Source organism: Pseudomonas brassicacearum (genome assembly GCF_009601685.2).
Taxonomy (GTDB): Bacteria; Pseudomonadota; Gammaproteobacteria; order Pseudomonadales; family Pseudomonadaceae; genus Aquipseudomonas; species Aquipseudomonas kilonensis_B.
Genome location: NZ_CP045701.2, coordinates 4,197,071 through 4,222,807 on the forward strand (window position 1 = coordinate 4,197,071; position 25,737 = coordinate 4,222,807).

The following is a 25,737-nucleotide window of genomic DNA, read 5'->3' on the forward strand; positions in this document are numbered from 1 at the left end:
GGGCCTCGTTAATACATTAAAGACGATGAGGATTGACGGCACGCGGGTGTCTTGAACCACCGGGCGAAGGAACAGAGCAAACCACACTATCTTCCAGACTAGTCAAACCGGCTGCAATCACCCCAGCGCCCCCTACTGGTCGACCCGCGCCAAAATGGCAAGCCTCAAGTGCCTACGACTTTGGTCGATACACTGGCAGTAGGTATGGGCGCTTTTCCCTTTAAGAGACTCGCAACGCCAACCACAGCTGTTTCCGCCGTTCCAACACTTAAAATATTCCGCGGGAGAAGTCATGAATATCAAACAGAAGCTGACATGGGCGTTCGCGGCCATCGCCTGCCTTCCGGTTATCCTGGTGGCGGTGCTTGTCGTGCTGAACCTGCGCGACGCCGCAAAAGCCAACTTCCTGGACAGCAGCGGACGTGAAATCCGTCAGATCGACAACGGCATGAAGCAGTTCTTCGATGGCATCATGCAAAACGTCGAATTCTTCGCCAAGGATCCGCGGATCGTCGCGGCCAAGGACCTGAAAAACTATTCCGGTGCCGACGCCGCACAAATTCCTCTCCCCGAGAACAACAAACAGCTTTTGGATATCTTTGACAGATTCGCCAAGAGCCACCCGACCACAGCCTATCTTTCCCTGGGCCTGGAGGACGGTGGCTACGCCAGTTGGCCGGATGATCCGAAGATTTCCAACTACGATCCACGCGTGCGCCCCTGGTACAAGGCGGCCATCGCCAATCCGGGCACTACCGTGAAGACCGATGCCTATTACTGGGCGCCGGACGATGTGTCGCTGATCGGCATCGTGCACACCGTCGCCGATGCTGGCGGCAAGCTGGTGGGCGTGGTCGGCCTGGACGTATCGCTCAAGCAACTGACCGAACTGGTCAAGAACATCAAGCTGGGCGAGAGCGGCTACCTGATGCTGGTGGAAGCCAACGGCAACGTCCTGGTGGACCCTGCCGATGCCAAGCACAACTTCAAGCCGCTGGCCGACCTGGGCCCCAACTATGCCGAACTGGCCAAGAGCAGCGATGGCGTGACCCAGATCGAGATTGACGGCGTGTCTTACATGGCCAACGTGGTCACTTCCAAAGACCTGGGCTGGCGCTTCATCGGCCTGATCAAACGCGATGAAGTGATGGCCGAGGCCTCGAGCCTGACTTGGCTGATCGCCGCCATCGCCGCCGCGCTGGCAGTGGTCTTCGCCGTGGTGGGCGCCAGTTTCGCCAGCGTGATCGTGCGGCCGATCCGCGGCGTTGCCAACGGCCTGCAGGAAATCGCCGAAGGTGAAGGCGACCTCACCCGCAAGCTCTCGGTGCAAGGCAAGGACGAAACCGCCACCCTGGCAAGCTGGTTCAACCAGTTCCTGGGCATGATCGCTCAACTGGTGCAGCGCATCGGTAGTGCCTCATCCGATCTGCAAACCGCCGCGGCCGACACCAGCGAAGTGGCCCAGAACATGAACGAAGCGGCCGGGCGCCAGCGCCAGGCCGTGGAACTGGTGAGCACCGCGTTCAACGAAATGGTCGCCACCGCCAACGAAGTGGCCCGCTCGTGCAGCCAGGCCGCGTCCAGTGCGGACGAAGGCTATCGCGATGTACACGATGGCCAGCATCACATCGGCGAAGCCACCGGCAGCGTGATGAAACTGAGCGAGGACCTGCAACAGTCGACCCAGACCATGCAGGCGCTGGAACAGGACAGCAAGAACATCAACACCATCCTCGACACCATTCGCTCCATCGCCGAGCAGACCAACCTGTTGGCGCTGAACGCCGCCATCGAAGCCGCACGGGCCGGCGATCAAGGTCGCGGGTTTGCCGTGGTGGCCGACGAAGTCCGGGCCCTGGCGCGGCGCACCGCCGACTCCACCGGCGAGATCGACAGCCTGCTGGGCAACCTGGCACGGCGCACCCAGGAAGTGACCCAACAGATGCAAAGCAGCCTGCAGGTGTCGCACACCAGTGTGGAACGCATCCAGCAGGCCCGCGACAGCTTCGACAAGATCCGCAACTCGGTGGACTCGATCCGCGACCAGAATACGCAGATCGCCACAGCGGCAGAGGAGCAGCACCAGGTGGCCGAAGACATCAACCGGCACATCGCGCAGATCCATGCCGATGCCCAGTTGGTCGAGGAATTCGCCCACTCGGCGCAGACCGGCTCGGGGCGTCTGACGGATATTTCCGGGCAGCTCAAAGGCTTGGTGGGGCGCTTCAAGTTCTAAGCAGTAGTGCCTGGAAGAGCCAAGGATGGCTCTGTGCGGATCACGAGTCGGCGATAAGGAAAATCGCGGTACCTACCCTTTCGCCTTGACCGCATACAGACCACCGATGACCACCAGGCTCGCCCCTACGACTGTCCATAGGTCCGGCAATTCGCCAAACACGAACAGGCCGATGAACGTGGCGAATACCAGCAGTGTGTAATTGAAAGGCTGGAGCGTGGCCGCCGTCGCATATCTGAGCGCCTGGATAAGTAAAAGCTGGGCCACTACACCTGTGGAAGAAAGCACCCCCATCAAGACCCACTCCATCGGACTCGGCGCAACCCATCCGGGAAGGCCGGGAACCGTGACGGCCATTGCGCCGAAAAAACCCATGTAGAGCATGTTCGTAGCAAACGAATCGTCGCGGCTAATCCGCCGCGTCAGCACATTGAACACGGCGAACCCCAGCGCGGACATCAGGGGAATCAACGCTGCGAGTTCGAAGACACCCGTGCCGGGGCGAAGGATAACCAACGTGCCCAGGAAGCCTATCGCAGCGGCAATCCATCGACGCACGCCAATGAACTCACCCAGAAATGCTCCCGCCAAGGCCAGCGTCATCAGGGGAAAAACCGCATACAAGGCATGCATCTCAGCCAAGCCAAGATAACGCAGGCCAAATCCAAACAAAGCGATTTCTCCCACCCCAACCAGGGCACGAGTTATCTGGAGAAAAGGATGCTGGCTTCGACATGCGGTTCGCAAACCTCCCTGATAGATGCCATAGCCAACGGCAAACGCAAGGAATACCCAATAGCGCACCATGACGAGTTGGGCGACGGGCAGATCCCTTACCAGCACTTTGGTGACGCCATCCTGGCTCGCAAAGATCAGCATGGACAAAAGACACAAGGCGATGCCTAGCTGAGGCCGCGGCGCATCATGATCACGCACCGTGCACACTATCCTTGGTCGATGCCATCGGGGCGGTATCGTCACGCGGGCCGTTATCCCTGCGCCGTCGTGCGATGCTATGGCGCAACGTATCCCTTTCCAGCGCCTCGACCGCTACAAACGCTTCAACGTCGGCCCCGGCCTCCACTTTTTCAATGAAATGCAAAATCGCCTTCTTCATGAACCAATGTGAGGTGCGATCCAACTTGACCGCCGCCGACTTCAGCCTGGCACGCGTATCCCCATCCAATTTGATGCCCAGTGTGGTTACCGACATAGCTCAGCCTCTGAATGAATCAAACCCCATAAAGCAAGAAGTGGAACGCACGTCGATCTCATTGCATGCATGCAAGAAGGCGGATTGAAGACCACGCCCCCCGCGCCAGGACTCCACCAACCCACGTCCTCCCGGTACCAGTCGCCCGGCGAAAGAACGAGATAGAACTCGGCAGGAGGGTGTTGGTGATAGGGGTAGCAAGTCTCGGGCATCATGAGCGCCAGCCCCAAGGTCAAGGTGGAACACTCAAAAAGCGCTCCCGGACCGGCGATCATCCCGTGGCGATGCCGCTCCACGAAAGCGCTGTCCTGGTCGGCCCGAGCTTGGCGGTTTATCCAGTGAAGATGGGGCAAGAGCGTCATCAACGCATCCCGTATCGACGCCAGATGCGGACTGCTCCTGGGTGCAGCATTGAGTGCCTGGGATAAACTGGGTGCCAGGCACTCTGGTAATGCACGTGGTGTTTCCAATGTTTGTTTCAAGGTCCATCGGGCAGCATCCAGGACACTCGCATGCGCCTGTATCGAATCCGGCTCTCCATTGCGAGCCTGGTTCAACAGCGCCGCATGAAGCGCTCGTTGAAGCGACTTCCCGCGACTCAAGACATCCGATTCCAACAACACATGCCCGGTATTGTTTACCATCATTTTCAACCCCATCCCGAGCCGGACTGCAACGGCTTAACCGACGCAAGCCTTGGCCGTAGTTTTCAGGGTATCGCTTTAAGCTCATCGACACGGCCGGCGCCCCTCACACCTGGCCAAGGGCACCGGACTGCAACACCGCAATGGATTACTGGGACGGTGTAGCGGAAGCGGTCTGGCTACCGAACATCGCTTCGAAGCGAGGCTTGTTGGCGGCGTAGTACTCTGCAACGACCTTGTCTGCCGAGCTGTCACGGGCGGTGGACATCAACTTCTCAAGGTCAGCCTTGGGGATCTTGAAGTTGGCGAAGAACCGGGCTACATCGGGATGCTCGGCGCTGAAGCCTTTGCGGGCAACCGCGTGAATTTGCTCGGCACCACCGAAAATCTGCTTCGGATCATCCAGGTAGCGCAGCGGCCACTTGGCAAACATCCAGTGCGGGCTCCAGGCATTGATCAACGACCATTTGTCACGCTTGAGGTTGCGATCGAGCTCACTCAACATTCCAGACTCTGAAGAAGCGATCATCTTGTAACCATCGAGTTTATATTCCTTGATGGCCTTTTCCGTGAGTTTGTATTGACCGTTACCCACTTCCGAAGTCAGGATCTTGCCGCCCAGTTTCTCCCGCACTTCTGGCTTATTAAGATCTTCGACGCTGGCAATCTCGCTGGTTGGAATAGAAGTAGGCACCGCCATGCCGATCCGACCTTCATACAGCACGCCGAGGTCTTCGAGCTTGTCCTGGTATTTGTCGTAGAACGCCTTGTGAGTGCTCGGCAGCCAGACCATTGGGATCAGGTCGATATTGCCGTTAGCCAAAGCCTGGAACTGAATGCCAATATCGGCGAGTACCAATTTGACCGGTTGCTTCAAGTGGTCGCGCAATGCCGTATCTGCCAGCTTTACAGCGATTTCCGTATCCGACCAATTCACCCATCCAATACGGATAGGCGTGGGTTCCTCGGCGTGAGCCATCAGGCTACCGGCGGCCATCGCCAGACCCGCAAGCCAACCGATACAAGTTTTACTGGACAACGTCATCATGGTGCATCTCCGCGTACTGTATTAATAGTTATTGGCAGGGCAGCAGAAGAATTAACTTCCCTCATAAAAGCAGAGTGCCATTACACCCTCAAGGGATTTTATGTTATGCATGGATAAGTTTTAGTTATACGAAAACCCTTCATGTATTCAGGTCGTTCGGCCCTCCTCCGCCATTTGGCGGCGCTTATAAATGTCAGCACTCACAATGCGTTTTCGAGCGCCGGCAAGGCCTCGAACAAATCCGCCACCCACATGTAATCCGCCACTTGGGCAATCGGCGCTTCAGCGTCCTGGTTGATCGCAACGATGACCTTTGAGCCACTCATGCCCGCCAAATGTTGAATGGCGCCGCTGATACCCGCGGCGATGTAAAGCTCTGGCGCGACGATTTTCCCCGTCTGCCCGACCTGCAAATCATTGGGGGCAAAACCCGAATCCACCGCGGCACGCGAGGCCCCTACGGCACCACCGAGCTTGTCGGCCACACGCTCGATCAAGGCGAAATGTTCCTTGGATTGCATGCCGCGGCCACCGGAAACAACGACGCGGGCACTCGACAAATCGGGCCTTTCACTGGCCGTCAGTTGTTCGCTCACGAAACGCACGTTGCTTGCGCTTTGCCCGCCCTCCACCGCCACCACTTCGCAACGATGTTCATGGGACAAGGCCTGGGCGAACGCCGAGGCACGAACGGTGAGCAACTTGATCGGGTCAAGGGACTGCACCGTGGCGATGGCATTGCCGGCATAAATGGGGCGCTGGAAGGTGTCCGCCGAGACAATCTGGGTGACGTCGGAGAGCATGCCGACATCCAGGCTGGCCGCGACCCGTGGCAACACATTGCGGCCCATGCTGCTGGCGTCGGCAACGACGTGCGTATACCCCTCGACCACCAGTGAAGTGATCAGCGGCTGGGCATTTTCAGCCAGGGCGTTTTCGAACATCGCACCTTGTGCGAGCAGCACCCGGTCCAGGCCCTGGGCCAGTGCTGCCTGTTGCGCCACTGCCGACGCGTCCGTCCCGCCCATCACCAGCAAATCCGTCTCGGTCCCCAGTGCCATGGCGGCGGTCACGGCACTCCACGTACCTGCCGTCAGCTGACCTGCACTGTGCTCGGCGATCACCAATGTGCGCATCAAATCACCCCCGCAACATTTTTCAGTTTATCCACCAGCTCGGCCACCGAACCGACGTTAATGCCCGCTTTGCGCACCGCAGGCGGGACAACCCCTAACAATCGAACGTGTTCCTTCACGCTCGCACCCAAGGTGTCAGCGGCAATGATTTGCAGCGGTTTTTTCTTGGCTTTCATGATGTTCGGCAACGAGGCGTAGCGCGGTTGGTTCAGGCGCAAGTCGCAGGTCACCACAGCCGGCATCGCGAGGGCGAGCACCTGGCTGCCACCGTCCACCTCACGCTCGACCACCCATTGCCCTTCAACGTGATTGATTGCAGAGGCGTAAGTGGCCTGACCGCTGCCAATCAGCTGCGCGACCATTTGCCCGACCTGGTTGTTCTCCTGGTCGATCGCCTGTTTGCCGAACAGGATCAGTTGCGGCTTTTCCTGATCGATCACTTTGCTCAGGTACTTGGCGACGTTGAGCGGCTCGAGTAGCGCACTCGTCTCGACCAGCAGCGCCCGATCCGCGCCGAGTGCCAAAGCCGTGCGCAGTTGCTCCTGGGCGGCCGAAGTGCCCACCGAGACCACCACCACTTCGGATACCAGCCCCTTCTCCTTGAGGCGAATCGCCTCTTCCACCGCGATTTCGCAGAACGGATTCAAGGCCATCTTCACGCCATTGAGCTCAACGTCTGAACCGTCGGCTTTCACCCGGACTTTTACATTCGGGTCGATGGCGCGTTTTACCGCAACGAGCACTTTCATAGTTCTTTGCATAGCCCCCTTGCACTCTGGATCGATGCGGGATGACCGACCGGATATGCCGGATCACCCCTGTTTCGACTGGATGGTAATCCTGGTTTTTCCGCCACGCAAGAAAAATGTACACCTGTGTCTCAATCATTGACACACATGAACATTCAACTTACCGTTATGTCAAACCAAGCCTGATGTTCTGTTCCCGGAGCGCAACACCATGTCCAGCGATCCTCTGCTGCAGCCCTATAAGATCAAACACCTGACCCTCAAAAACCGGATCATGACCACCTCCCATGAGCCCGCTTATCCTGTCGACGGTATGCCGAAGGATCTGTACCGCGCCTACCACGTTGAACGCGCCAAGGCCGGTGTGGCGCTGACCATGACGGCGGGCTCCGCCGCCGTTTCCCGGGACAGCCCGCCAGTGTTCAACAACGTGCTGGCGTACAAGGATGAAGTGGTCAAATGGATGAAGGACCTGACCGACGAGTGCCACGAACACGGCGCGGCGGTGATGATTCAACTGACCCACCTGGGACGGCGTACGCGCTGGGACAAGGCCGACTGGCTCCCGGTGGTATCGCCTTCCCATCGTCGTGAAGCGTCCCACCGGGCCTTCCCGAAAAAGATGGAAGAATGGGACATCGACCGGATCATCAAGGATTACGTGGACGCCGCCGAACGCATGAAGGCCGCCGGTCTTGATGGGTTGGAACTGCAGGCCTACGGGCACCTCATGGATCAGTTCTGGTCGCCCCTGACCAACGATCTCGACGGGCCCTACGGTGGTTCGCTGGAAAACCGGATGCGCTTCACTTTTGATGTGTTGCGCGGCATTCGCCAGCGTTGTGGCGAGGATTTCCTGCTCGGGGTGCGCTACACCGGCGATGAAGACCTGCCCGGCGGCTTCGGTGCCAGCGATGGCCTGCAGATCTCCCACATGCTCAAGGACAGTGGGCTGGTGGACTTCCTCAACGTCGTTCGCGGGCACATCGATACCGATGCCGGCCTCACCGACGTGATTCCGATCCAGGGCATGCGCAACTCACCGCACCTGGATTTTGCCGGCGAGATTCGTTCGGCCACCGGCTTCCCGACGTTCCATGCGGCCAAGATCCCGGACGTCGCCACGGCGCGACACGCCATCGCCTCCGGCAAGGTGGACATGATCGGCATGACCCGGGCGCACATGACCGACCCGCACATCGTGCGCAAGATCATCGAGAAGCGCGAAGAAGAAATCCGCCCCTGCGTCGGCGCCAACTATTGCCTGGATCGCATCTATCAGGGCGGCGCTGCGTATTGCATCCACAACGCCGCCACTGGCCGCGAAACCACCATGCCCCACGAAATCCCCAAGGCGGCTGTCAAGCGCAAGGTGGTGGTGATCGGCACCGGCCCGGCGGGCCTGGAGGCGGCACGGGTGGCCGGCGAACGTGGCCACGACGTCACGGTGTTCGAAGTGGCGGATCAGCCCGGTGGGCAGATTCGCTTGACTGCCCAGAGCGAGCGTCGCCGCGAGATGATCAGCATCATCGACTGGCGCATGGCGCAATGCGAACGGCTGGGGGTGAAGTTCCAGTTCAACACCTGGGCCGAAGCCGAGACGGTCATGGCCGAGGCGCCGGACGTGGTGATCGTCGCCACCGGCGGCTTGCCCCATACCGAAGTGCTCAAGCAGGGCAATGAACTGGTGGTGTCGACCTGGGACATTATTTCCGGCGACGTCAAGCCCGGCCAGAACGTGCTGATCTTCGACGACGCCGGCGACCATGCGGCGCTGCAGGCGGCCGAGGTCATCGCCAACAGCGGCGCAAAACTGGAGATCGTCACGCCGGATCGGTCGTTTGCGCCGGAGGTGATGGCGATGAACCTGGTGCCTTACATGCGCAGCCTGCAAGACTTGAACGTCACCTTCACGGTCACCTATCGGGTCGATTCCGTGGAGAAACGCGACGGTCAGTTGCTGGCCAACTTCGGCAGCGATTACGGCCAGGTGCACAAGCAGCGCGTGGTCGATCAGGTGGTGGTCAACCACGGCACCCTGCCCTTGGACGATTTGTACTTCGAGCTGCGCCCGCATTCGAGCAATAACGGCGCGGTGGAACAGCACGACCTGATCGCCGGCAAAACCCAGAATATCGTGACCAACCCAGAGGGTCGCTTCCAGCTGTTCCGGATCGGCGACGCGGTGTCGGCGCGTAATACCCACGCGGCCATCTACGATGCGCTGCGGCTGGTCAAGGACATCTGAAGTCATGACCCTGGACAAGATCAACGACGCCTTCGAGTTGATGCACAGCGGGCAAAGCATTCGCACCGTCATTCATTTCTGAGTTTCGGTCGATCGTTCAACTACCCCATAGAAAGGAAACCAAGATGTCTGTTTTTACCCATGTCACCGTCGGTACCAACAACCTGGCAAAAGCACGTGCGTTTTATGATGCCACCTTGAAGGAGATCGGCCTCAAGCGTGTTGCCGATCTCAACGATGCCGGTTCCATCTGGGGCGTCGATAAGCCTTCGTTCTTTGTACTCAACCCGGCCAATGGCAGTCCGGCGACCCTTGGTAACGGTGTTACGGTGAGCTTCGAGGCACCGAACCGTGCTGCGGTTCTGGCGTTCCATACAGCGGCATTGGCGAGCGGTGGCGTATGTGAAGGCCTGCCGGGTCCGCGTGGCTGGGCGGACAATGCCTATGCAGCTTATGCACGGGATCTGGATGGAAACAAGCTGGCGGTGTATTGCTTCAAGGCTGAATAGGATTTGAGGTTGGCTTGAGGAAAACGGCGCCTTTCGTTTTTTGGAGGAGTGCCGTTTTTTTATCTGGGGGTGGGGTGAATATCCGTTGCTGCGGTAGCGGCGGCTGGCGGTTCCGCTCTTACAGCGGCGGCTCACTTTTGAAGAGCCCGGAAGCCGGCCCAGTCAAAAGTAAGCAAAACGCTTTTTGCCCCACCACTCGGCACCTCGCGTAGGCTCGGGGCGCCTGAGATCAACGTCAACCGCGAGGCGGCCTAACAGCCGACATGGCTCTTGGTGGGATCGCGTTTTTACTGTGGGAGCGAGCTTGCTCGCGATGCGGTGGTGGCCGTTAATCAGGCTTGAAGCCCCTTGCGGGCAACCGCAGCACCTGCTTGCAACGCCCTTCCAACCTGCTCTTCGAAATGCCCCTGGGTCATCGCCTGCAAGGCGGCGGCCGTTACACCGCGGTAGGCCACCAAGGCATCGATCATCTGCTGGGCATCACGGTTGGCCAGCAGTTGGCTGCTGTTGACCACGACATTTTTCGCGGCAAGCTGCGCGATATCACCAGGTATACCGGCCAGCATTGCCTGATTGGTCAGCGCCGTCATCAACAAGGCCGGAAAGGCCGGGCCGGTGCCTGAGAGTGCTGAGAGATAATCGATGAAGCCTTCTTCCTGGACTTCAGCAGCGGTGCCCACACATTCAAACAGGCGCTGCACGAGGCTTTTCGTGGTCGCCTCTACTCCGCCCGAACAATACCAGGGCGTAAAGGACTGCTCGATTTCCACCGCCGCATTGGGCATCGCCCGTACGACTGCCGAAGCCATAGTCTGTGTAGCAATTGCCTGTGCCGTGATGCCGGCCATCAAGGAGATCACGGTTTTGCCCGTCGCATTGATGTTCAAGCTGGCGAACTGCTCGGGGCGAACCGCGATGATCACGATCGCGCTGCGATCCACCAGGTCCTGGTTGTCCGTGACCAGGCTGGCACCTTGTTGGACCAACGGGTGGTCTCCCGAACGATTGGAAATGATCAGGTTTGCGGACGGCACCAGTCCCTTCGCCAGGACGGCCTTGGCAATCGCGCCGCCCAGCCAGCCGGTTCCGCCAATGATTCCCACGGTCTCATTGATCATCGCCGTTACCTTCGAACGTGTCCGTCAAGGGAACAAAGACCCCGGGTTCTTTTTCGGCATAGCCAAACTTTCCATAGAAACGATCCAGCTCACGCTGCTTGGGGACTTTGCCGGTGAAGATGCTCACGTAATGAGGAATGCGCTGGAAACGCACGGTAATCAGCTCACTCGTATTCATGGTGATGTAGCCGATCTGCGTCAGATAAATCGTTCGGGCCCGGGTATCAGCGCCTTGGCTGTCGTAGCCAAAGCGCTTGAACATGCTCGCCAGGGCGTTCATGCGCTGCTCGTCTACCGCAGCGACCTCTTGAGCCACTTCAGCGGACTGCAGCGCCCAGCTGCGCACGGCAAACTCGAATTGCGAGTCGAACAACTGTGGGTTGAGCCAGCACTCGAACACATTCAGGATCGCTTCGGAGATGCTTTCGGCATAGCTTTCACATTGCCGTATCAAGCCCCCCGTATTGGTCTCTCGCCAACGCGACAGCAACGCCGCCAGCAGTTGCTCGCGATCCTCGAAGAACCAGTAGAAGCTGGTGCGTGACAAGCCCAGGCGCTTGGCCAGCGGCATGACCCGGACCGCATCGATGCCCGACTCCTTGAGGGCCTCGTAGGCCGCTTCCAGCCAACCCTCTGGCGAGCCCCGCCAGCCTGCGTCCTGAGCCTTGCCACGTGCCTTCCCTACCTGGGACATCCTGCTTACCTTCTTTAAATATGCGTAGCGCGAATGTACTCGGATGACCGTCAAATGTACACCTGAGTACATTTGATTGACTTTCTCGACTTAGACTTCGTTGAAGTTGCAGATCATTAATGACAAGAACTCATGAGTCGCGGACATAAAATGATTTGTCAGCAAAAGGCACCTGAATAACCATCTCCCACAGGCAACGGACTCCAAACCAAAACAACAACGAGCCGCCATCATGAATCTTGCAGTGCACACCTCTGAAAGACACTCGACACCCGGCCAAAGAATGCCGGGGCGACTGGCTTTGACACACGCTTCTTCTGTTACTCATCCCCTGCCCAAATTTCGATAACTGCTTACGCGACGCCTCGCGCCGTCGCTTTGTGTTGCCTGCAAAACCTGGCACACGAAGCCGCGTCCGGGCGGTTGCTGGCGTGCTGTTTCTTTCCATCAGCCGGATTAGTGATATGTGGATTACACAAGAGAAGCTTCCACTGGGCGAATACATCGCCCGGTATGTCGAATGGTTGACTCAACATGGCGCCGATATTTTCGACGCCATATCGTTATCCTTGTCTGGCGTCATCACCGCATTGACCAACGCGCTCCTTTGGTTCAACCCCTTGGCGTTGATCGCCGTATTTGCCCTGCTGGCCTATTACATCCAACGCAAGGTGAGCCTCACCCTCTTCGTGGCCCTCTCGTTCCTGCTGATCTTCAATCTCGGTTACTGGCAGGAGACCATGGAGACCCTTGCCCAAGTGACCTTCGCCACACTCGTGTGCGTAGTCATCGGCGTACCGCTGGGCATCGTCGCGGCGCATCGACCCTGGTTCTATATGGCCTTGCGGCCAGTCCTCGACCTGATGCAGACCGTGCCCACCTTCGTCTATCTGATCCCTACCCTGACCCTTTTCGGCCTGGGAGTGGTCCCAGGCCTGATATCCACCGTGGTATTCGCCATCGCCGCCCCTATTCGCCTGACCTACCTGGGCATCTGTGATGTACCCGAAGAGTTGATGGATGCCGGCAAGGCCTTTGGCTGTTCGCGCCGCCAATTGTTGGCGCGCATCGAACTGCCCCACGCCATGCCCAGCATCGCCGCCGGCATTACCCAGTGCATCATGCTGTCGCTGTCCATGGTGGTGATCGCCGCACTGGTGGGTGCCGACGGCCTGGGCAAACCCGTGGTCAATGCGCTGAACACCGCCGATATCTCGATGGGTTTTGAAGCCGGCCTGGCGATCGTGCTGCTGGCCATCATCCTCGACCGAATCTGCAAACAACGTGAAGCCGTGAAAAGAGGTGACGTATGAGCATCATCCGTTTTGAAGACGTCGACGTCATCTTCTCTGCCCGTCCGAAGCCCGCCCTGGATCTACTCGACCAAGGTTTTTCGCGCCCGGAGATTCTTCAGAAAACCGGTTTGATCGTCGGCGTGGAGAAAGCCAACCTGGAGATCAACAAGGGGGAAATCTGCGTGCTCATGGGCCTGTCCGGCTCCGGCAAATCCAGCCTGCTGCGCTGCATCAACGGCCTGAACACCGTCAGCCGCGGCAAGCTGTTCGTCGAACACGAAGGCCGGCAGATCGACATCGCCTCCTGTACCCCCGCCGAACTGAAGATGATGCGCACCCAGCGCATCGCCATGGTGTTCCAGAAGTTCGCCCTGATGCCCTGGCTGACGGTGCGCGAGAACATCAGTTTCGGTCTGGAAATGCAGGGCCGGTCGGAAAAGGAATGCCGCACACTGGTGGATGAAAAACTCGAACTGGTGGGCCTGACCCAGTGGCGCAACAAGAAGCCTGACGAATTGTCCGGCGGCATGCAGCAACGGGTCGGCCTGGCCCGCGCCCTGGCGATGGACGCCGACATCCTGCTGATGGACGAACCGTTCTCGGCCCTCGACCCGTTGATTCGCCAAGGCCTGCAAGATGAGTTGCTCGATCTGCAGCGCAAATTGCACAAGACCATCGTGTTCGTCAGCCATGACCTGGACGAAGCCCTGAAGCTGGGCACGCGCATCGCCATCATGAAAGACGGCAAGATCATCCAGTACAGCAAACCCGAAGAGATCGTGCTGAACCCAGCCGACGACTACGTGCGTAACTTCGTCGCCCACACCAACCCGTTGAATGTGCTGTGTGCGAAAAGCTTGATGACCCCGCTGGAGCAGTGCGTCGTCGCCCGCGGCGAATATTGCCTGGATACTGCTCAAAACCTATGGATGATAGTGAACCCGCAGCGTCATTTGACCAGCCTTCGAAAAGGCGTCACGACAGCGCACGTCCAACCATGGAGTCCGGCCCAGCAAATCGAGACCTTGGCACGACAACCGACTTGCGTGCCACCGGCGACCACCATGCGCGACGCCCTGCAGATTCGCTACGAAACGGGCCACCCCCTGATCGTGCAGGACGAGGCCGGTACCGTCCTGGGCATATTGGGCGATGGCGAACTGTATCGGGCACTGCTGGGGCACAACCTGTCGCACCCCACGCTTTCTGAACCCGCAAGAGAATCTTCGGTGGCTTGATTCACCAGGCAGCAACCTCGGAATACACCTATGCAACCCAGCGTTATCGATAAAAAGGTCAAGGGCTATCGGCGGTTGATACCGTCGATGACGGCGTTGCTGGAATTCGAAGCCGTGGCGCGATTGGCCAGTTTCACCCTGGCCGCCCAAGAACTGGGCGTGACCCAGGCGGCCGTCAGCAAGCAAATCCGATTGTTGGAAGATACCCTGGGGACCAAGCTGTTCCATCGACTTCATCGGGCGATCAAGCTGACTCATGAAGGCTACGTCCTGCACCTGGTCGTCGCAGAGTCCATTCATCGCATGGCCAGTGTCTTCGACAAAATCGCCGAGGGCATTGGTGAGCAAGAGATCACCATTGCCTGCACGGAGGCGTTCTCTCACTTGAGGATACTCCCCAGATTGATCGCTCTGCGCACGCTGCAACCGAAGTTGAAATTGCGCCTGATGACGCAGCAGGTCTCGCCAAGTTCATATCGGGATGACGTCGACCTGGCCATCCGTTTCGGCAATGGAAAATGGGAAGATGGCAGTTCGGTTTTCCTGTTCGATGAAGAAGTGTTTCCCGTTTGCTCGCCAGCCTGGCTCGCCGCCAACCCGGCACCTTCAGCCATTGCCGATTTTCTGGACACGGCGCTGATTGACTCCGATTCCACCCTTGAAGGCTGGATGACCTGGAACCGTTGGTGCCGGGAACTGGGCGATATGCGCCCCAAGCTCAACTATTCATTTCGCTGCAGTTCCTACAACGATGCGATCCAGGCGGCCATTCAAGGCCACGGCATTGCACTGGGATGGAGTCGACTGATCGCGCACCGCCTCAACAGTGGCGAACTGATCAGAATCACGCCCTACGTGGTCAAGCCAAAAGACGCTTATTACCTGGTCATTCCGAGCGGTCGAAAACTTGAGCCCATTACCCAGGCACTGGTCGATTGGCTGCGCGATGACAGTTATCTAACTAACTGATAATCAACAGTTTTTAGTCAGCTTTCAGGCATAACGCAAAGTTATGCGAGCGTGAAAATAAAGCGCGTTGACGGTCTTATTCCACCTTTCCAAACTGTGCTCGCCGCCTGATCAATTTGAATGTGAGCGAGACCTATAATGACAATCAATGCCGTGAAGACCCATCGTGAACTTCTGGCCGACCGCACGCCCGGCCATGGCATGCCAAGCGGTTTGTTTGGTCGCCAGGATATTTTTGAAACCGACGTCGATATCTTTTTCACCAAACACTGGATTCTGGTGGGGGTCACCAGCGACATCCCCGAACCCGGTGATGTCTCGACCATCGACATTGGCAAATCCTCCATCCTCCTGGTGCGCGACGATGACGAGCATGTGCAGGCGTTTCGCAACGTTTGCCGGCACCGCGGGGCTCGCTTGAAACAGGCCGGCAAGTCGACGGTGGGCATGCTGGTCTGTCCCTACCACCAGTGGAGCTACGACCTGGACGGCAGCCTGAAACATGCGGCACACATGGGCCAGGACTTCGACCCTAACTGCAAAAGCCTGATCCCTGTGCACACTCGAGTCATCGGCACCCATGTCTTCGTCTGCCTGGGCGACGAACCACCAGAAGACATCCTGTACCTTGACCAGGTCATGACACCGCGTTTCGCCCAATACGACATTGCCCACTCGAAGATCGCCTACGAATCGGAAATCATCGAGAACGGCAATTGGAAACTGGTAATCGAGAATAACCGCGAGTGTTATCACTGCGCCGCCACCCACCCGGAATTGACCGCGTCTTTCCTGCCCGAAGATTTCGGTTTCTGCACCGATGGGCTGGGCGAGGATTCACTACAGGCACTGGCCGAATATCACCGCCGCAATGCCGACACCAAGACCAACTGGGAGAACGAAGGCTATATCTGCGATGCCGTCGAACACTTGGGTGAAGATGCCGTGACCCAGTTCCGCTCGCAACGACTGGCCATTGCCGGCAACGGCGAATCCCAGACCCTGGACACCCGCGTGGCGTGCACCCGGCTGTTCGGCGACCTCACCCGCCGCGACTTGGGCGACGTGCATCTTTGGACGCACAACTCCTGGACCCATGTCATGAGCGACCATGCCGTGGTCTCCTACATCATCCCCCTGGCGCCCGATAAAACCCTGGTGCGCACCAAATGGCTGGTCCATGCCGATGCCGTCGAAGGCGTCGACTACCAGGTGGATAAGCTGACCGAAGTCTGGGCGGCGACCAACCTGCAAGACGCCAACCTCGTCGGCATCACCCACAGCGGCACCCAGGATCCCGCCTACACACCCGGGCCGTTCTCAGCCTTTACCGAAACCTATGTCGACCAGTTCTCTCGCTGGTACGCGGCGCGTCTGGCCGCCCATGGCGTGTGAGGAATGAACATGACGACTTACGAAAACCCGGCACGCCCTGCAACTGCCAGCGTGGTTCAACGTTTTACCGACCCGACCACCTGGAGCACGTTCGGCTCGCAGTGGCACAGCGGTGAACAAAAAACCCTGCAATGCTGCGCTGTGCGCCAGGAAACCCATGACGTAAAAACCTTCATTTTTCGTTGTGCGGACTTCAGCGCGCTGAGCTTCGAGCCCGGTCAATTCATCACGATCTCACCGGTCATTGGCGGGCAGAGCCTCTTGCGCTGCTACACCCTGTCGTCCTCCCCCACCCGGCCCTTTGCGTTTTCCATTACCGTCAAGCGCGTACCGGGGGGAACGGTATCGAACTGGCTGCATGACCACCTCAAGCCCGGCGACAGCCTGAAGGCGTCCGGCCCCGCGGGCAGCTTTACACCGGTCGGCCATCCTGCGACCAAGTTGTTGTACCTGTCGGCCGGTTCCGGCGTAACGCCCCTGATGTCCATGACCCGGGCCGCCTGCGACATGGCGGGCAACCTCGACATCGTTTTTGTGCACAGCGCCCGTACGCCCAACGACGTCATCTTCCACACAGAACTGACGCGTATGCAGGCCGCCATGCCGGGGCTGCGGGTCATCAGTGTTTGCGAAGGACCTGGCGACACCGCTCAATGGCAGCAACCGATAGGCCGGCTCGATTTGTCGTTGCTGAGCCAGCACGTGCCGGACTACAAGGAACGGGAAATCTTTACTTGCGGTCCCCTGGGCTACATGGAAGCGGTCAAGTCACTGCTCAGGGAAGCGGCGTTCGATTTCGCCCACTACCATCAGGAAAGCTTCGACATCACCGCACTGAATGAAGAACCGTTGATCGAGCAGGCCGCTACGCTCAATCAGCAGGACGTCTTCACCGTGACCCTGTCGCGCTCCGGAAAAACCTTCAGCATGCCGGGCAACCAGACCGTGCTGGCCGCCGCAAAGAAGGCCGGCGCCATCGTGCCCTCCTCTTGCAGCCAGGGCGTTTGTGGCACCTGCAAGACCGCCCTGCTACAGGGTACGGTCGAGATGAATCACAACGGCGGTATCCGGCAACGGGAAATCGACAAAGGCCTGCGCTTGCTGTGCTGCAGCAAGCCCACTTCTGACCTGGTCCTGGATCTTTAGCCTTGCATCGCGAATAAGGTAGTCACTGCACACTGGCTTCTGCACAATCTCCGTGCGCTTACCCTAATAAGACAGTGGCCCAGCCTGATGAAACTGCAACCCTTGCCGCCCCTCAACAGCCTGGTGGCATTCGAGGCCGCCGCCCGCCACTTGAGCTTCACCGTGGCGGCGCGCGAACTGAACGTCACCCAAGGCGCCATCAGCCGCCAGGTACGCTTGCTCGAAGACTACCTGGGCACGGCACTGTTCACCCGCACGACCCGCGAAATCAATCTCACCGCCACCGGCAGCCAGTATTACGAAAGCGTGCGCGATACGTTGCAGCAAATCGCCCAAGCCACGGCAGGCATACGTCACTGGCAAGGCGCGCAACAAGTCACCGTCGTCACCAGTACGGCGATGGCGTCGTTGTGGCTGCTGCCGCTGGTGTCGCAGTTCCAACGCCAGAATGAGGAGATTGACCTGCGCATCATCGCGACGGATCAAGTCAGTGATTTTTCCCGCCTGGACTGTGACCTGGCGCTGTATTACTGCAGCACGCCACCGAAAAACATGAAAGTCACGCCGCTGTTCAACGAAGAGATTTTCCCGGTGTGCAGCCCCGCCTATATGGCGCAGCACCCAGGGATCGAGACGCTGGAGCAGTTGGGGGGATGCACCTGGTTGTGGCTGGAAGACCAGCACCGGGACTGGATTGGCTGGAAAGAATGGTTCCAGCGCCTTGGCTACCCAGCGCCAGAACCTCGACGGCGCATCAATATCAACAACTACGCCATGCTGATCCAGTCGGCCCTGGCTGGCCAAGGGATCGCCCTGGCCTGGTCGGGCCTGCTCAGCAATCACTTGCAAACCGGCAACCTCGTGCGGCCGACGCAAGCCATCCTGCGCACCGACGCGCAGTTCTGCCTGCTGGAACCTCAAGGCCGGGCCCCGAACAGGCAAAGCGTCAACCGTTTCCGCCAGTGGCTGATGGCACATCTGGCAGAGACGATCGACGCTTGATGCGCCAGGCGACCTAGCCGACTTTCACATTCATGGTGATGCGCGCCGTGAAGACCTTCACCCCAGCCTCGTCGAAGATCTCGACCGGGACAATCTTGTCGCCCGAAGTCTGCCAGTCGATTTCGCTACCGTCGGCAATCGCATGGATGGCGGTCTTGGCCTTGGCCAAGTATTCGACAGTCATGCCTTTGGGAATCCAGCGCGCGCCGCTGGGGATGGACACCTCGGTCATCATGCCGCCCGCCAGTTCTGCCGCGTTGCACAGCGCAATCGCGTGAACGGACGCCAGGTGATTGGTGATCTCCTTGCGAAACGGCACCTTCACTTCACCGCGACCAGGGGTCAACACAGAAATTTCCGGGGTGATGGTGCCGAAATACGGTGCCATCTGGCAGGCCATATTGCTGAAAGCGGACGGGCCAACGCTTTGGTACATGCTGAGAGTCTGGCTCATGGGGATCTCGGGTCAGGTGGATTGAAGTCACGGACAGAACATCACTCCATTACAGAATATTGCTCTGTTACAGAACATTATTCTGTAAATACCCACCCTGTCAATCGCTCGTGCCGAGCCGTCGTTTCAATTACCATGGCCCCTTTTTGCCTGGGCCGAAAAATGGAACCTGTCGATCTCCTCGAGCGCTGCTACCCAGGGCGCCGTGCCGAGTCCAAGCGGCACATCCTGCGATGTGCCCTGGCGTTGTTTAATCAACAGGGCATAGAAGCGACCACCATCGACATCATCCGTGCCGAAAGCCAGATGAGCGTGGGGGCCATTTATCACCATTTCGTTAACAAGGAAGGCTTGGTCGCGGCGTTGTACATGACCGCCCTGGATGACCAGGCACAGCTCAGGGACCGCTACCTCAGCGCTGTCACGTCGACCAGGGAATGGGTCCACGCCTTGGTGTTCAGCTACGTGGATTGGGTGGTCAGCCAACCCGATTGGGCGCGGTTCCAGTACCAGGCTCGCTTTGCAGTCGCACGCAGCAGCTTCAACGAGCGGCTCGCCGAAGCGAATGTCGCCAGGAACGCCGCGCTCAAGCAATGGTTCAGCGACCCTGCCCACCAGCAGGATTTGCAGGACCTGCCTTTTGAGCTGATCCCGTCACTGATCATCGGTTCGGCGGAAAGCTATTGCCGCGCCTGGCTCTCGGCCCGCGTCAAACGCAGCCCGGAAGGCTACCGGCAGCAACTGGCCGAGGCCGCCTGGCGCGCCGTTGGCGTTGGCGGCTGAGCAGTTCGCTCCCGTTTCTCCCGGTTCATGGCGCTCCCAGTCAACTCTGGCCGCTGCGCACAAGCATCACCCATAACAGGGACTTAAAGTCGAAGTGCCAGGGGACATTCCCCCGCTCACAATTCCAAGAATAGAGCCACTTCAATGAGCCCGACCAAATCCCTGCCAGCGTGCCTGGCACTCAGCTTCGCGTCATTTGCCGCCCATGCAGCCGATGGCCCTCCTCCACCTTCCGTAAGCCAACCCAGCGGTATCAACCTGGGCGGCACCAGCTTTTACGACGGTTTTGCGGGACCACCCGGGCTGAATCACCAGACTTACCTGAAGTTCAGCACCGCCAGCAGCATCAGGACCAACGGCGGCAAGAAAAACGGCGCCTTCGATGACCCGAAGATCAACGTCATCACGCTGATCAATCAGTTGAGCTACTACTCACCCGAGACCATTGGAGGGGGGGCGCACCTGGGTTGGAGCCTATTGGTGCCCATCGTTTCCCTGGACGGCGACTTCGGTGACAACGGCTCCAAGCTCAAGGACAACGCCACTGGCCTGGGCGATGTCGCGGTCGGCCCCCAGATCCAGTTTGATCCGATCGTCGACGCCAGCGGTAGGCCGGTCTTCGTGCAGCGCATGGCTTTCGACGTCATCCTGCCGACGGGCAAATACGATAAACACAAAGACCTGAACCCAGGCTCCAACTATTTCTCCCTCAATCCCTACTGGGCAGCGACCTGGATGCCGGCACCCCGTTGGGAAGTGAGCTGGAGGCTGAACTATCTGTACAACTTCAAGAACGACGATCCGGCGAGCAGTTCGCAGCAGTTCTTTGAAGGGCAAGCGGTGCGCGACACCCAGTCAGGACAGTCGGCGTGGGCCAACTTCACCGCCTCGTACGAAGTGTTCCCGAAGGTCTCGGTGGGCATCAACGGCTACTACTTCCGGCAGATTTCGGATGACAAGGTCAACGGCAATACCCTGACTGACTCCCGGGAAAAAGTTCTGGGATTTGGCCCCGGTCTGTTCTGGAAAATCGCCGAAGACAAAGCGCTCTGGCTCAATACCTATAAAGAAACCGGCGTCGAAAATCGCTCCCGCGCGGATTACCAGGTGCAGGTTCGTTACGTCCACAAGTTCTGAATGGCGTGTACGCCTGCTCACCCATGAGCAGGCCCTTTACCCGAGGTGATGCTTCATGAATGCGCTCGACTCCATCGACAGCAAAAAATCATTGGGGGCCATCTGCCTGATGATGGTTATTTCCCTGGGGACACTGCAGATCCAGCCAATCCTGGGCGGTGCCTTGATCGACCAGCTCGGCCTGCCGCTCAATGCGATAGGCGCCATTTTCGCAGCCGAACTCATGGCGATGGCCATCGCCTGCGGCATCAGCGCCCTGTTCATGGCGAGCGTCGACCGGCGCCGCTTCGCCCTGGTGGCCTTGCTGATCCTGGCATTGGGTAACGTGCTGAGTACGCAACTGCACAGCCAGGCAGGGCTGCTCCTGTGCAGAATGATCTGCGGCGCAAGCGGTGGTGCGGTCATGGCCGTGGTCTATGCCAGCGCAGCGCTGCGCACGTCCAAGGACGCGACCTTCGCCGTCATCAACATCGGCAACCTGATGTGGGGAATGTTGCTGGTGACCTCCATGCCGTTGATCCTGAAATCATTCGGCGTGAACGGCGCTTTTTCCCTCTTGGCGATCACCAGTGTGCTCGCGGCGACGGGGTGCTGGAGGATACCCAAGCATTATCCGCAGGCACATCGTTTGGCCAACGTCTCGACACCGCCATTTGGTCTTACGTCCATCCTGTTGATCGTACTGTTTGCACTGCTGTTTTTCGGGCACTCCGCCCTCTGGGTCTATCAGGAACGCATCGGCAAAAGCATTGGCCTTGAACCGCAGCAGATTGGGGGCATTCTCGGCGGCAGCATCCTGGCCGGGGCGCTGGGGGCGGGTCTGGCGGGACTGATCGGACGGCGCCTGGGTTTGCTACTTCCGCAACTACTGAGCTTCGGCACAGCCTTGTTGGCCACCCTGATCATCGTCTACGGCGACAGTGCCGTGGCTTTTGCCACCACGGCCTGCCTGATTCATGTCGCATGGTTTTTCAGCCTGCCTTACCTGCTTTCCATGGCAGCCGAGCTGGACCCTTCCGGTCGACTGGCAGGTTTGGGTAACGCCGCCATTTTCGTTGGCCAAGGCCTCGGGCCGTTTGGTGCGGCACTGGTCGTCGGTGAGGGACACTTCCGGGCTGTCGGATGGTTGGCAGCCTCTGCCTATTTACTGGCGCTGGTCATCTCCTGCCTGGTGGTTGCACGTTTTCGTCGAGACACCAAGCCCTCCGGGCCGACAGTCACCCCTCCAACCAGCCTGAAACCTCAACTTCAAAATCAACGAACAGCACATGAGTGAGATTGCCCCCATGACTATTCCATTTCCTCAAACATCTGAATTTTCCGGCGCACTCTATACGCCCAGTCGCGTAGAAGCAGAACTGTTCGACCTTGAGGTTGAAGGCACCCTTCCCGCTGAGATCCGAGGAGCCTTTTATCAAGTCGCACCAGACCCACAGTACCCACCGATGCTGGGCACCGATATCTTTTTCAACGGTGACGGCATGGTCACTGGTTTCTACTTTGCCAATGGCAAAGTCTCGATGCGACGCCGCTACGTGAAAACGGACCGTCTGATGGCCCAGCGTCGTGAAGGGCGTTCGCTCAACGGCGTCTATCGAAACCTCTACACCAATGACCCCCTCGCGGCGAAAAACAACACCACCGCCAACACCACCGTTATCCCTCACAACGGCGTCCTGCTGGCGCTCAAGGAAGATGCCCTGCCTTGGGCGATGGATCTCGAAACCCTGGAGACCCTCGGCGAATGGACCTTTGATGGGCAGATCAAAGCCGCGACGTTCACCGCCCACCCCAAGCGCGATCCAGCGACAGGCAATCTCTTGGCCTTCAGCTATGAAGCCAAAGGCGACGGTACGCCCGACATTGTCTACTTCGAAATCTCGCCAGACGGAAAACTGCTGCACGAGATCTGGTTCCAGGCGCCTTATGCGGCCATGGTGCATGATTTTGCGGTGACCGAACGCTACGTCGTGTTCCCGTTGATTCCGTTGACGGTGGATGTCGAACGCATGAAAAACGGCGGGCCGCATTTCCAATGGCAACCGGACCTGCCTCAGCTGTTCGCCGTCGTGCCGCGCAACGGTAACGCGCAAGATGTGCGGTGGTTCAAGGGCCCCAAGGACAGTTTTCAGGGGCATACGCTCAATGCGTTCGATGAGGACGGCAAGGTGTATGTCGACATGCCGGTCACCGGCGGGAATGTTTTTTACTTCTTTCCCCAGGCGGACGGATACGTTCCACCGCCTGAAACCCTGGCTGCCAGCCTGATGCGCTGGACCTTTGACCTGAGCAGCCCCCAGGACGAGGTCGAACCGCAACCACTGACCGAGTACCCCTGCGAGTTTCCACGGTGTGATGATCGCTACATCGGTCGAAAGTACCAGCATGGTTTCCTGCTCGCCTTTGATCCTGAGCGCCCTTACAACCCGGCGAATGGGCCCATACCCTTTCAATTCTTCAACCTGCTGGTCCATTTGAACCTGAAGACGGGCAGCACCGACGCCTGGTTTCCCGGCGACAGCGGATGCTTCCAGGAACCGATCTTCATTCCGCGCTCGGCGGATGCAGAGGAAGCCGATGGCTACGTGGTTGCCCTGCTCAACCTCATCGCAGAGGGGCACAGTGAGCTGGTCGTGCTGGATTCCCGTGACATCGCCAGCGGCCCCATCGCCCGCATCAGGATTCCCTTCCGGATGCGCATGTCGCTGCATGGCTGCTGGGCGCCGAGCGATTGATTGGCATCGGGCCCTGATGCCCGTCAATTAAGCACAATCCCTGTGGGAGCTTGCTCGCGATGGCGGCGGTTCAGTTACATGAGTATTGAACTGGCTGGCCTCATCGCGAGCAAGCTCGCTCCTACAGGTTTAGAGCCCTTTTCGCACCGCCCCTTGCTCCCCCAGGTCCGCCAAAAGCACAGCCCCGCCAAAAAATACATAAATTCCATATTTTAGGATTTTTGTATAAATCCTACTTTACAGGATTTTATAGCAAGACTAGATTAACCCTCATTGCACCCGCCCTCTCCCCAGGAGCCTCCATGAAACTCGCAAGCTTTATTGTCCAAGGCCGTAGCAGCTACGGTGTGGTCGAAGGTGACCAAATCATCGACCTGGAATCGCTCAAGCCAACCCTTGGCAGCGATCTCAAGCAAGCCATCGCCCACAACCGCCTGAACGAACTGAGCGCTGCGCACCTGGCAAGTCTGCCGCGTATCCCCCTGGCTGAAGTGACGTTCCTGCCGGTGATCCCGAACCCGGGCAAAGTGCTGTGCATCGGCATCAACTACGCCACCCACGTGCGCGAAACCGGTCGGGAAATGCCGACCTATCCGATGATCTTTACCCGCTTCGCCGACAGCCAGGCCGCCCACCTGCAACCCATCGTTCGCCCGACCGCGTCCCACAAGCTTGATTTCGAGGGCGAGCTGGCGGTGGTGATCGGTAAAGCGGCCCGCCACGTCAAACTCGCCGACGCGTTGGACTACGTCGCCGGTTATGCCTGCTACAACGACGGCAGTGTCCGCGACTGGCAGAAGCACACCATTCAGTTCGTCCCCGGCAAGAACTTCCCGAACACCGGTGGTTTCGGCCCCTGGCTGGTGACCGGCGACGAAATCGGCGACCCGCAGGACCTGGAATTGACCACCCGCCTCAATGGCGAAGTGATGCAGCACACCCGCACCAGCGACATGATTTTCGATGTGCGCCAGCTGATCGAGTACTGCTCCACCTTCACCGAACTGGCCCCCGGTGACGTGATTGTCACCGGCACCACCGGTGGCGTCGGGGCGTTCCGCGAGCCGCCGGTGTGGATGAAGCCAGGCGATCAGGTGGAGGTCGAGATAGCTCGAATCGGCACCCTGCGCAACAGCATCGTGGACGAGCAGTAACCATGGAAAACCTACACACCCCTGCCCCCCTGCCCGAGCAGGAGGGCGACAGCAAAGGTTCGAGCCTGGAGCGCATGTTGCGGGTACTCGACCTGTTCACCGAACAGCACCCGATCTGGGCGGTGGACGACATGGGCGGCGCCTTGGGTTTTACCCGCTCGACGATCTACCGCTACGTGCGCGAATTGGCCGAGGCCAACCTGTTGTTCCAGGTCGAAGCCGGGCGTTATGCCCTGGGTGCGCGGATCATTACCTGGGACCGCCAACTGCGCCTGAGCGACCCCCTTGTACGCGCCGCACAATCGCTTGAGCCCAGCTTCCCGCAGTGGAGCGAACATCAGGTCTGGCTGATCTGCCGACTGTTCAAGGACCAGGTCGTGTGCATTCACCAGCACGGCGACCTGTTCAGTGAGGTCAGCTACTCCCGTGGCTCGCCCAGGCCCCTGTTCCTGGGGGCGACGTCCAAGGCGATCCTTGCCAACATGACCTCGCGCCAACACAGCCAACTGTTTCTCGACCACCCCGAGGAAGTGCGCGCCAGTCAGCTTGGCCAGACCTGGGAGGCGTTTCGTCGCTCGCTGCAGCAACTGCGTCGCCAAGGCTACGTGGCCAGCGCAGGCGAAGTCGACGCGGGCGTCTATGGCCTGGCCGCGCCGATCTTCGACGGCGACGGCAAGGTCGTCGGCAGCATCAGTTGCGTGCGCCCGGTGCGAGAACGCGACAGTGCCCAGGAAGAGACACAAGGGCAGCAGATCCTTGCCCTGGCGCAGGAACTGTCGCAACGCATGGCTGCGCTCGCCAACCGCGCCAAGCCTCTGGGCTGAACCATCTGCA

General features: G+C 59.1%; 24 protein-coding genes and 1 pseudogene. 16 read left to right on the forward strand and 9 right to left on the reverse strand.

Going from position 1 to position 25,737, the window contains the following annotated elements; all coding sequences use genetic code 11:
• Positions 1-292 precede the first annotated feature (292 nt).
• Positions 293-1,375, forward strand: a pseudogene (locus tag GFU70_RS29145) (cache domain-containing protein); the annotation flags it as partial.
• Positions 1,376-1,468: 93 nt separating this feature from the next.
• Complete coding sequence (locus GFU70_RS29150) at positions 1,469-2,236, forward strand: methyl-accepting chemotaxis protein (protein WP_413468870.1); 768 nt, start codon at positions 1,469-1,471, stop codon at positions 2,234-2,236.
• 72 nt (positions 2,237-2,308) lie between these two features.
• Here GFU70_RS29150 and GFU70_RS17695 read toward each other — a convergent pair whose 3' ends face one another.
• From GFU70_RS17695 to GFU70_RS17720, 6 genes are all read right to left on the reverse strand, one after another.
• Positions 2,309-3,172, reverse strand: a complete 864-nt coding sequence (locus tag GFU70_RS17695; protein ID WP_226920918.1) for a DMT family transporter — start codon at positions 3,170-3,172, stop codon at positions 2,309-2,311.
• The gene (locus tag GFU70_RS17700; protein ID WP_058546426.1) at positions 3,165-3,449 is read right to left on the reverse strand and encodes a hypothetical protein; all 285 of its coding nucleotides are present in this window, start codon (positions 3,447-3,449) and stop codon (positions 3,165-3,167) included. The genes GFU70_RS17695 and GFU70_RS17700 overlap by 8 nt, the downstream gene beginning before the upstream one ends.
• A complete protein-coding gene (locus GFU70_RS17705; RefSeq protein ID WP_058546425.1) occupies positions 3,440-4,108 on the reverse strand; it encodes a dimethylsulfonioproprionate lyase family protein in 669 nt (222 codons plus the stop codon). Before GFU70_RS17705 ends, GFU70_RS17700 begins: the two co-directional genes overlap by 10 nt.
• A gap of 133 nt (positions 4,109-4,241) precedes the next feature.
• Positions 4,242-5,141, reverse strand: coding sequence for a glycine betaine ABC transporter substrate-binding protein (locus GFU70_RS17710; RefSeq protein ID WP_153388511.1), 900 nt, complete (start codon positions 5,139-5,141; stop codon positions 4,242-4,244).
• A 200-nt stretch (positions 5,142-5,341) separates the two neighbouring features.
• The gene (locus GFU70_RS17715; protein ID WP_153388512.1) at positions 5,342-6,277 is read right to left on the reverse strand and encodes an electron transfer flavoprotein subunit alpha/FixB family protein; all 936 of its coding nucleotides are present in this window, start codon (positions 6,275-6,277) and stop codon (positions 5,342-5,344) included.
• The gene (locus tag GFU70_RS17720) at positions 6,277-7,026 is read right to left on the reverse strand and encodes an electron transfer flavoprotein subunit beta/FixA family protein (RefSeq protein WP_116641860.1); all 750 of its coding nucleotides are present in this window, start codon (positions 7,024-7,026) and stop codon (positions 6,277-6,279) included. The genes GFU70_RS17715 and GFU70_RS17720 overlap by 1 nt, the downstream gene beginning before the upstream one ends.
• Before the next feature lie 211 nt (positions 7,027-7,237).
• Here GFU70_RS17720 and GFU70_RS17725 point away from each other — a divergent pair, with 211 nt between their 5' ends.
• On the forward strand, positions 7,238-9,274 hold the full coding sequence (locus tag GFU70_RS17725; protein ID WP_153388513.1) for an NADH:flavin oxidoreductase: 2,037 nt from the start codon (positions 7,238-7,240) through the stop codon (positions 9,272-9,274).
• Between the two features lie 125 nt (positions 9,275-9,399).
• On the forward strand, positions 9,400-9,783 hold the full coding sequence (locus tag GFU70_RS17730) for a VOC family protein (RefSeq protein WP_153388514.1): 384 nt from the start codon (positions 9,400-9,402) through the stop codon (positions 9,781-9,783).
• Between the two features lie 332 nt (positions 9,784-10,115).
• Here GFU70_RS17730 and GFU70_RS17735 read toward each other — a convergent pair whose 3' ends face one another.
• Both GFU70_RS17735 and GFU70_RS17740 read right to left on the reverse strand, forming a co-directional pair.
• On the reverse strand, positions 10,116-10,901 hold the full coding sequence (locus GFU70_RS17735) for a pyrroline-5-carboxylate reductase family protein (RefSeq protein WP_153388515.1): 786 nt from the start codon (positions 10,899-10,901) through the stop codon (positions 10,116-10,118).
• Positions 10,891-11,595 carry a TetR/AcrR family transcriptional regulator gene (locus GFU70_RS17740; protein ID WP_116641857.1) on the reverse strand — a complete coding sequence of 235 codons (705 nt, stop codon included), beginning with the start codon at positions 11,593-11,595 and terminating at the stop codon, positions 10,891-10,893. Before GFU70_RS17740 ends, GFU70_RS17735 begins: the two co-directional genes overlap by 11 nt.
• Positions 11,596-12,059: 464 nt before the next feature.
• Here GFU70_RS17740 and choW point away from each other — a divergent pair, with 464 nt between their 5' ends.
• From choW to GFU70_RS17770, 6 genes are all read left to right on the forward strand, one after another.
• Positions 12,060-12,908: a choline ABC transporter permease subunit gene (gene choW, locus GFU70_RS17745; protein WP_058546417.1), complete on the forward strand. Its 849-nt coding sequence runs from the start codon at positions 12,060-12,062 to the stop codon at positions 12,906-12,908.
• Positions 12,905-14,128, forward strand: a complete 1,224-nt coding sequence (gene choV / locus GFU70_RS17750; protein ID WP_064106938.1) for a choline ABC transporter ATP-binding protein — start codon at positions 12,905-12,907, stop codon at positions 14,126-14,128. The genes choW and choV overlap by 4 nt, the downstream gene beginning before the upstream one ends.
• Positions 14,129-14,158: 30 nt before the next feature.
• On the forward strand, positions 14,159-15,097 hold the full coding sequence (locus GFU70_RS17755) for a LysR substrate-binding domain-containing protein (RefSeq protein ID WP_153388516.1): 939 nt from the start codon (positions 14,159-14,161) through the stop codon (positions 15,095-15,097).
• A 138-nt stretch (positions 15,098-15,235) separates the two neighbouring features.
• Complete coding sequence (locus tag GFU70_RS17760; RefSeq protein WP_153388517.1) at positions 15,236-16,492, forward strand: aromatic ring-hydroxylating oxygenase subunit alpha; 1,257 nt, start codon at positions 15,236-15,238, stop codon at positions 16,490-16,492.
• Between the two features lie 9 nt (positions 16,493-16,501).
• A complete protein-coding gene (locus GFU70_RS17765) occupies positions 16,502-17,638 on the forward strand; it encodes a hybrid-cluster NAD(P)-dependent oxidoreductase (protein WP_058545968.1) in 1,137 nt (378 codons plus the stop codon).
• An 87-nt stretch (positions 17,639-17,725) separates the two neighbouring features.
• Positions 17,726-18,640, forward strand: coding sequence for a LysR substrate-binding domain-containing protein (locus tag GFU70_RS17770; protein ID WP_058545965.1), 915 nt, complete (start codon positions 17,726-17,728; stop codon positions 18,638-18,640).
• 13 nt (positions 18,641-18,653) lie between these two features.
• On the opposite strand, the gene GFU70_RS17775 is transcribed toward GFU70_RS17770, so the two are convergent.
• Entirely contained in the window at positions 18,654-19,094 is a 441-nt protein-coding gene (locus GFU70_RS17775) for a hotdog fold domain-containing protein (protein WP_058545966.1), read from the reverse strand.
• A gap of 162 nt (positions 19,095-19,256) precedes the next feature.
• On the opposite strand from GFU70_RS17775, the gene GFU70_RS17780 reads away from it, so the two are divergent.
• The 6 genes from GFU70_RS17780 to GFU70_RS17805 all read left to right on the forward strand — a co-directional run bounded on the left by GFU70_RS17780 (position 19,257) and on the right by GFU70_RS17805 (position 25,727).
• Positions 19,257-19,877, forward strand: coding sequence for a TetR/AcrR family transcriptional regulator (locus tag GFU70_RS17780; protein WP_058545967.1), 621 nt, complete (start codon positions 19,257-19,259; stop codon positions 19,875-19,877).
• A 144-nt stretch (positions 19,878-20,021) separates the two neighbouring features.
• The gene (locus GFU70_RS17785) at positions 20,022-21,014 is read left to right on the forward strand and encodes a transporter (RefSeq protein ID WP_064106939.1); all 993 of its coding nucleotides are present in this window, start codon (positions 20,022-20,024) and stop codon (positions 21,012-21,014) included.
• Between the two features lie 55 nt (positions 21,015-21,069).
• The gene (locus GFU70_RS17790; RefSeq protein ID WP_153388519.1) at positions 21,070-22,290 is read left to right on the forward strand and encodes an MFS transporter; all 1,221 of its coding nucleotides are present in this window, start codon (positions 21,070-21,072) and stop codon (positions 22,288-22,290) included.
• Positions 22,291-22,300: 10 nt separating this feature from the next.
• On the forward strand, positions 22,301-23,749 hold the full coding sequence (locus GFU70_RS17795) for a carotenoid oxygenase family protein (protein ID WP_153389176.1): 1,449 nt from the start codon (positions 22,301-22,303) through the stop codon (positions 23,747-23,749).
• A gap of 302 nt (positions 23,750-24,051) precedes the next feature.
• Positions 24,052-24,903, forward strand: a complete 852-nt coding sequence (locus GFU70_RS17800; protein ID WP_058542440.1) for a fumarylacetoacetate hydrolase family protein — start codon at positions 24,052-24,054, stop codon at positions 24,901-24,903.
• A 2-nt stretch (positions 24,904-24,905) separates the two neighbouring features.
• Positions 24,906-25,727, forward strand: a complete 822-nt coding sequence (locus tag GFU70_RS17805; RefSeq protein ID WP_058542441.1) for an IclR family transcriptional regulator — start codon at positions 24,906-24,908, stop codon at positions 25,725-25,727.
• The last annotated feature ends 10 nt before the right edge of the window (positions 25,728-25,737 follow it).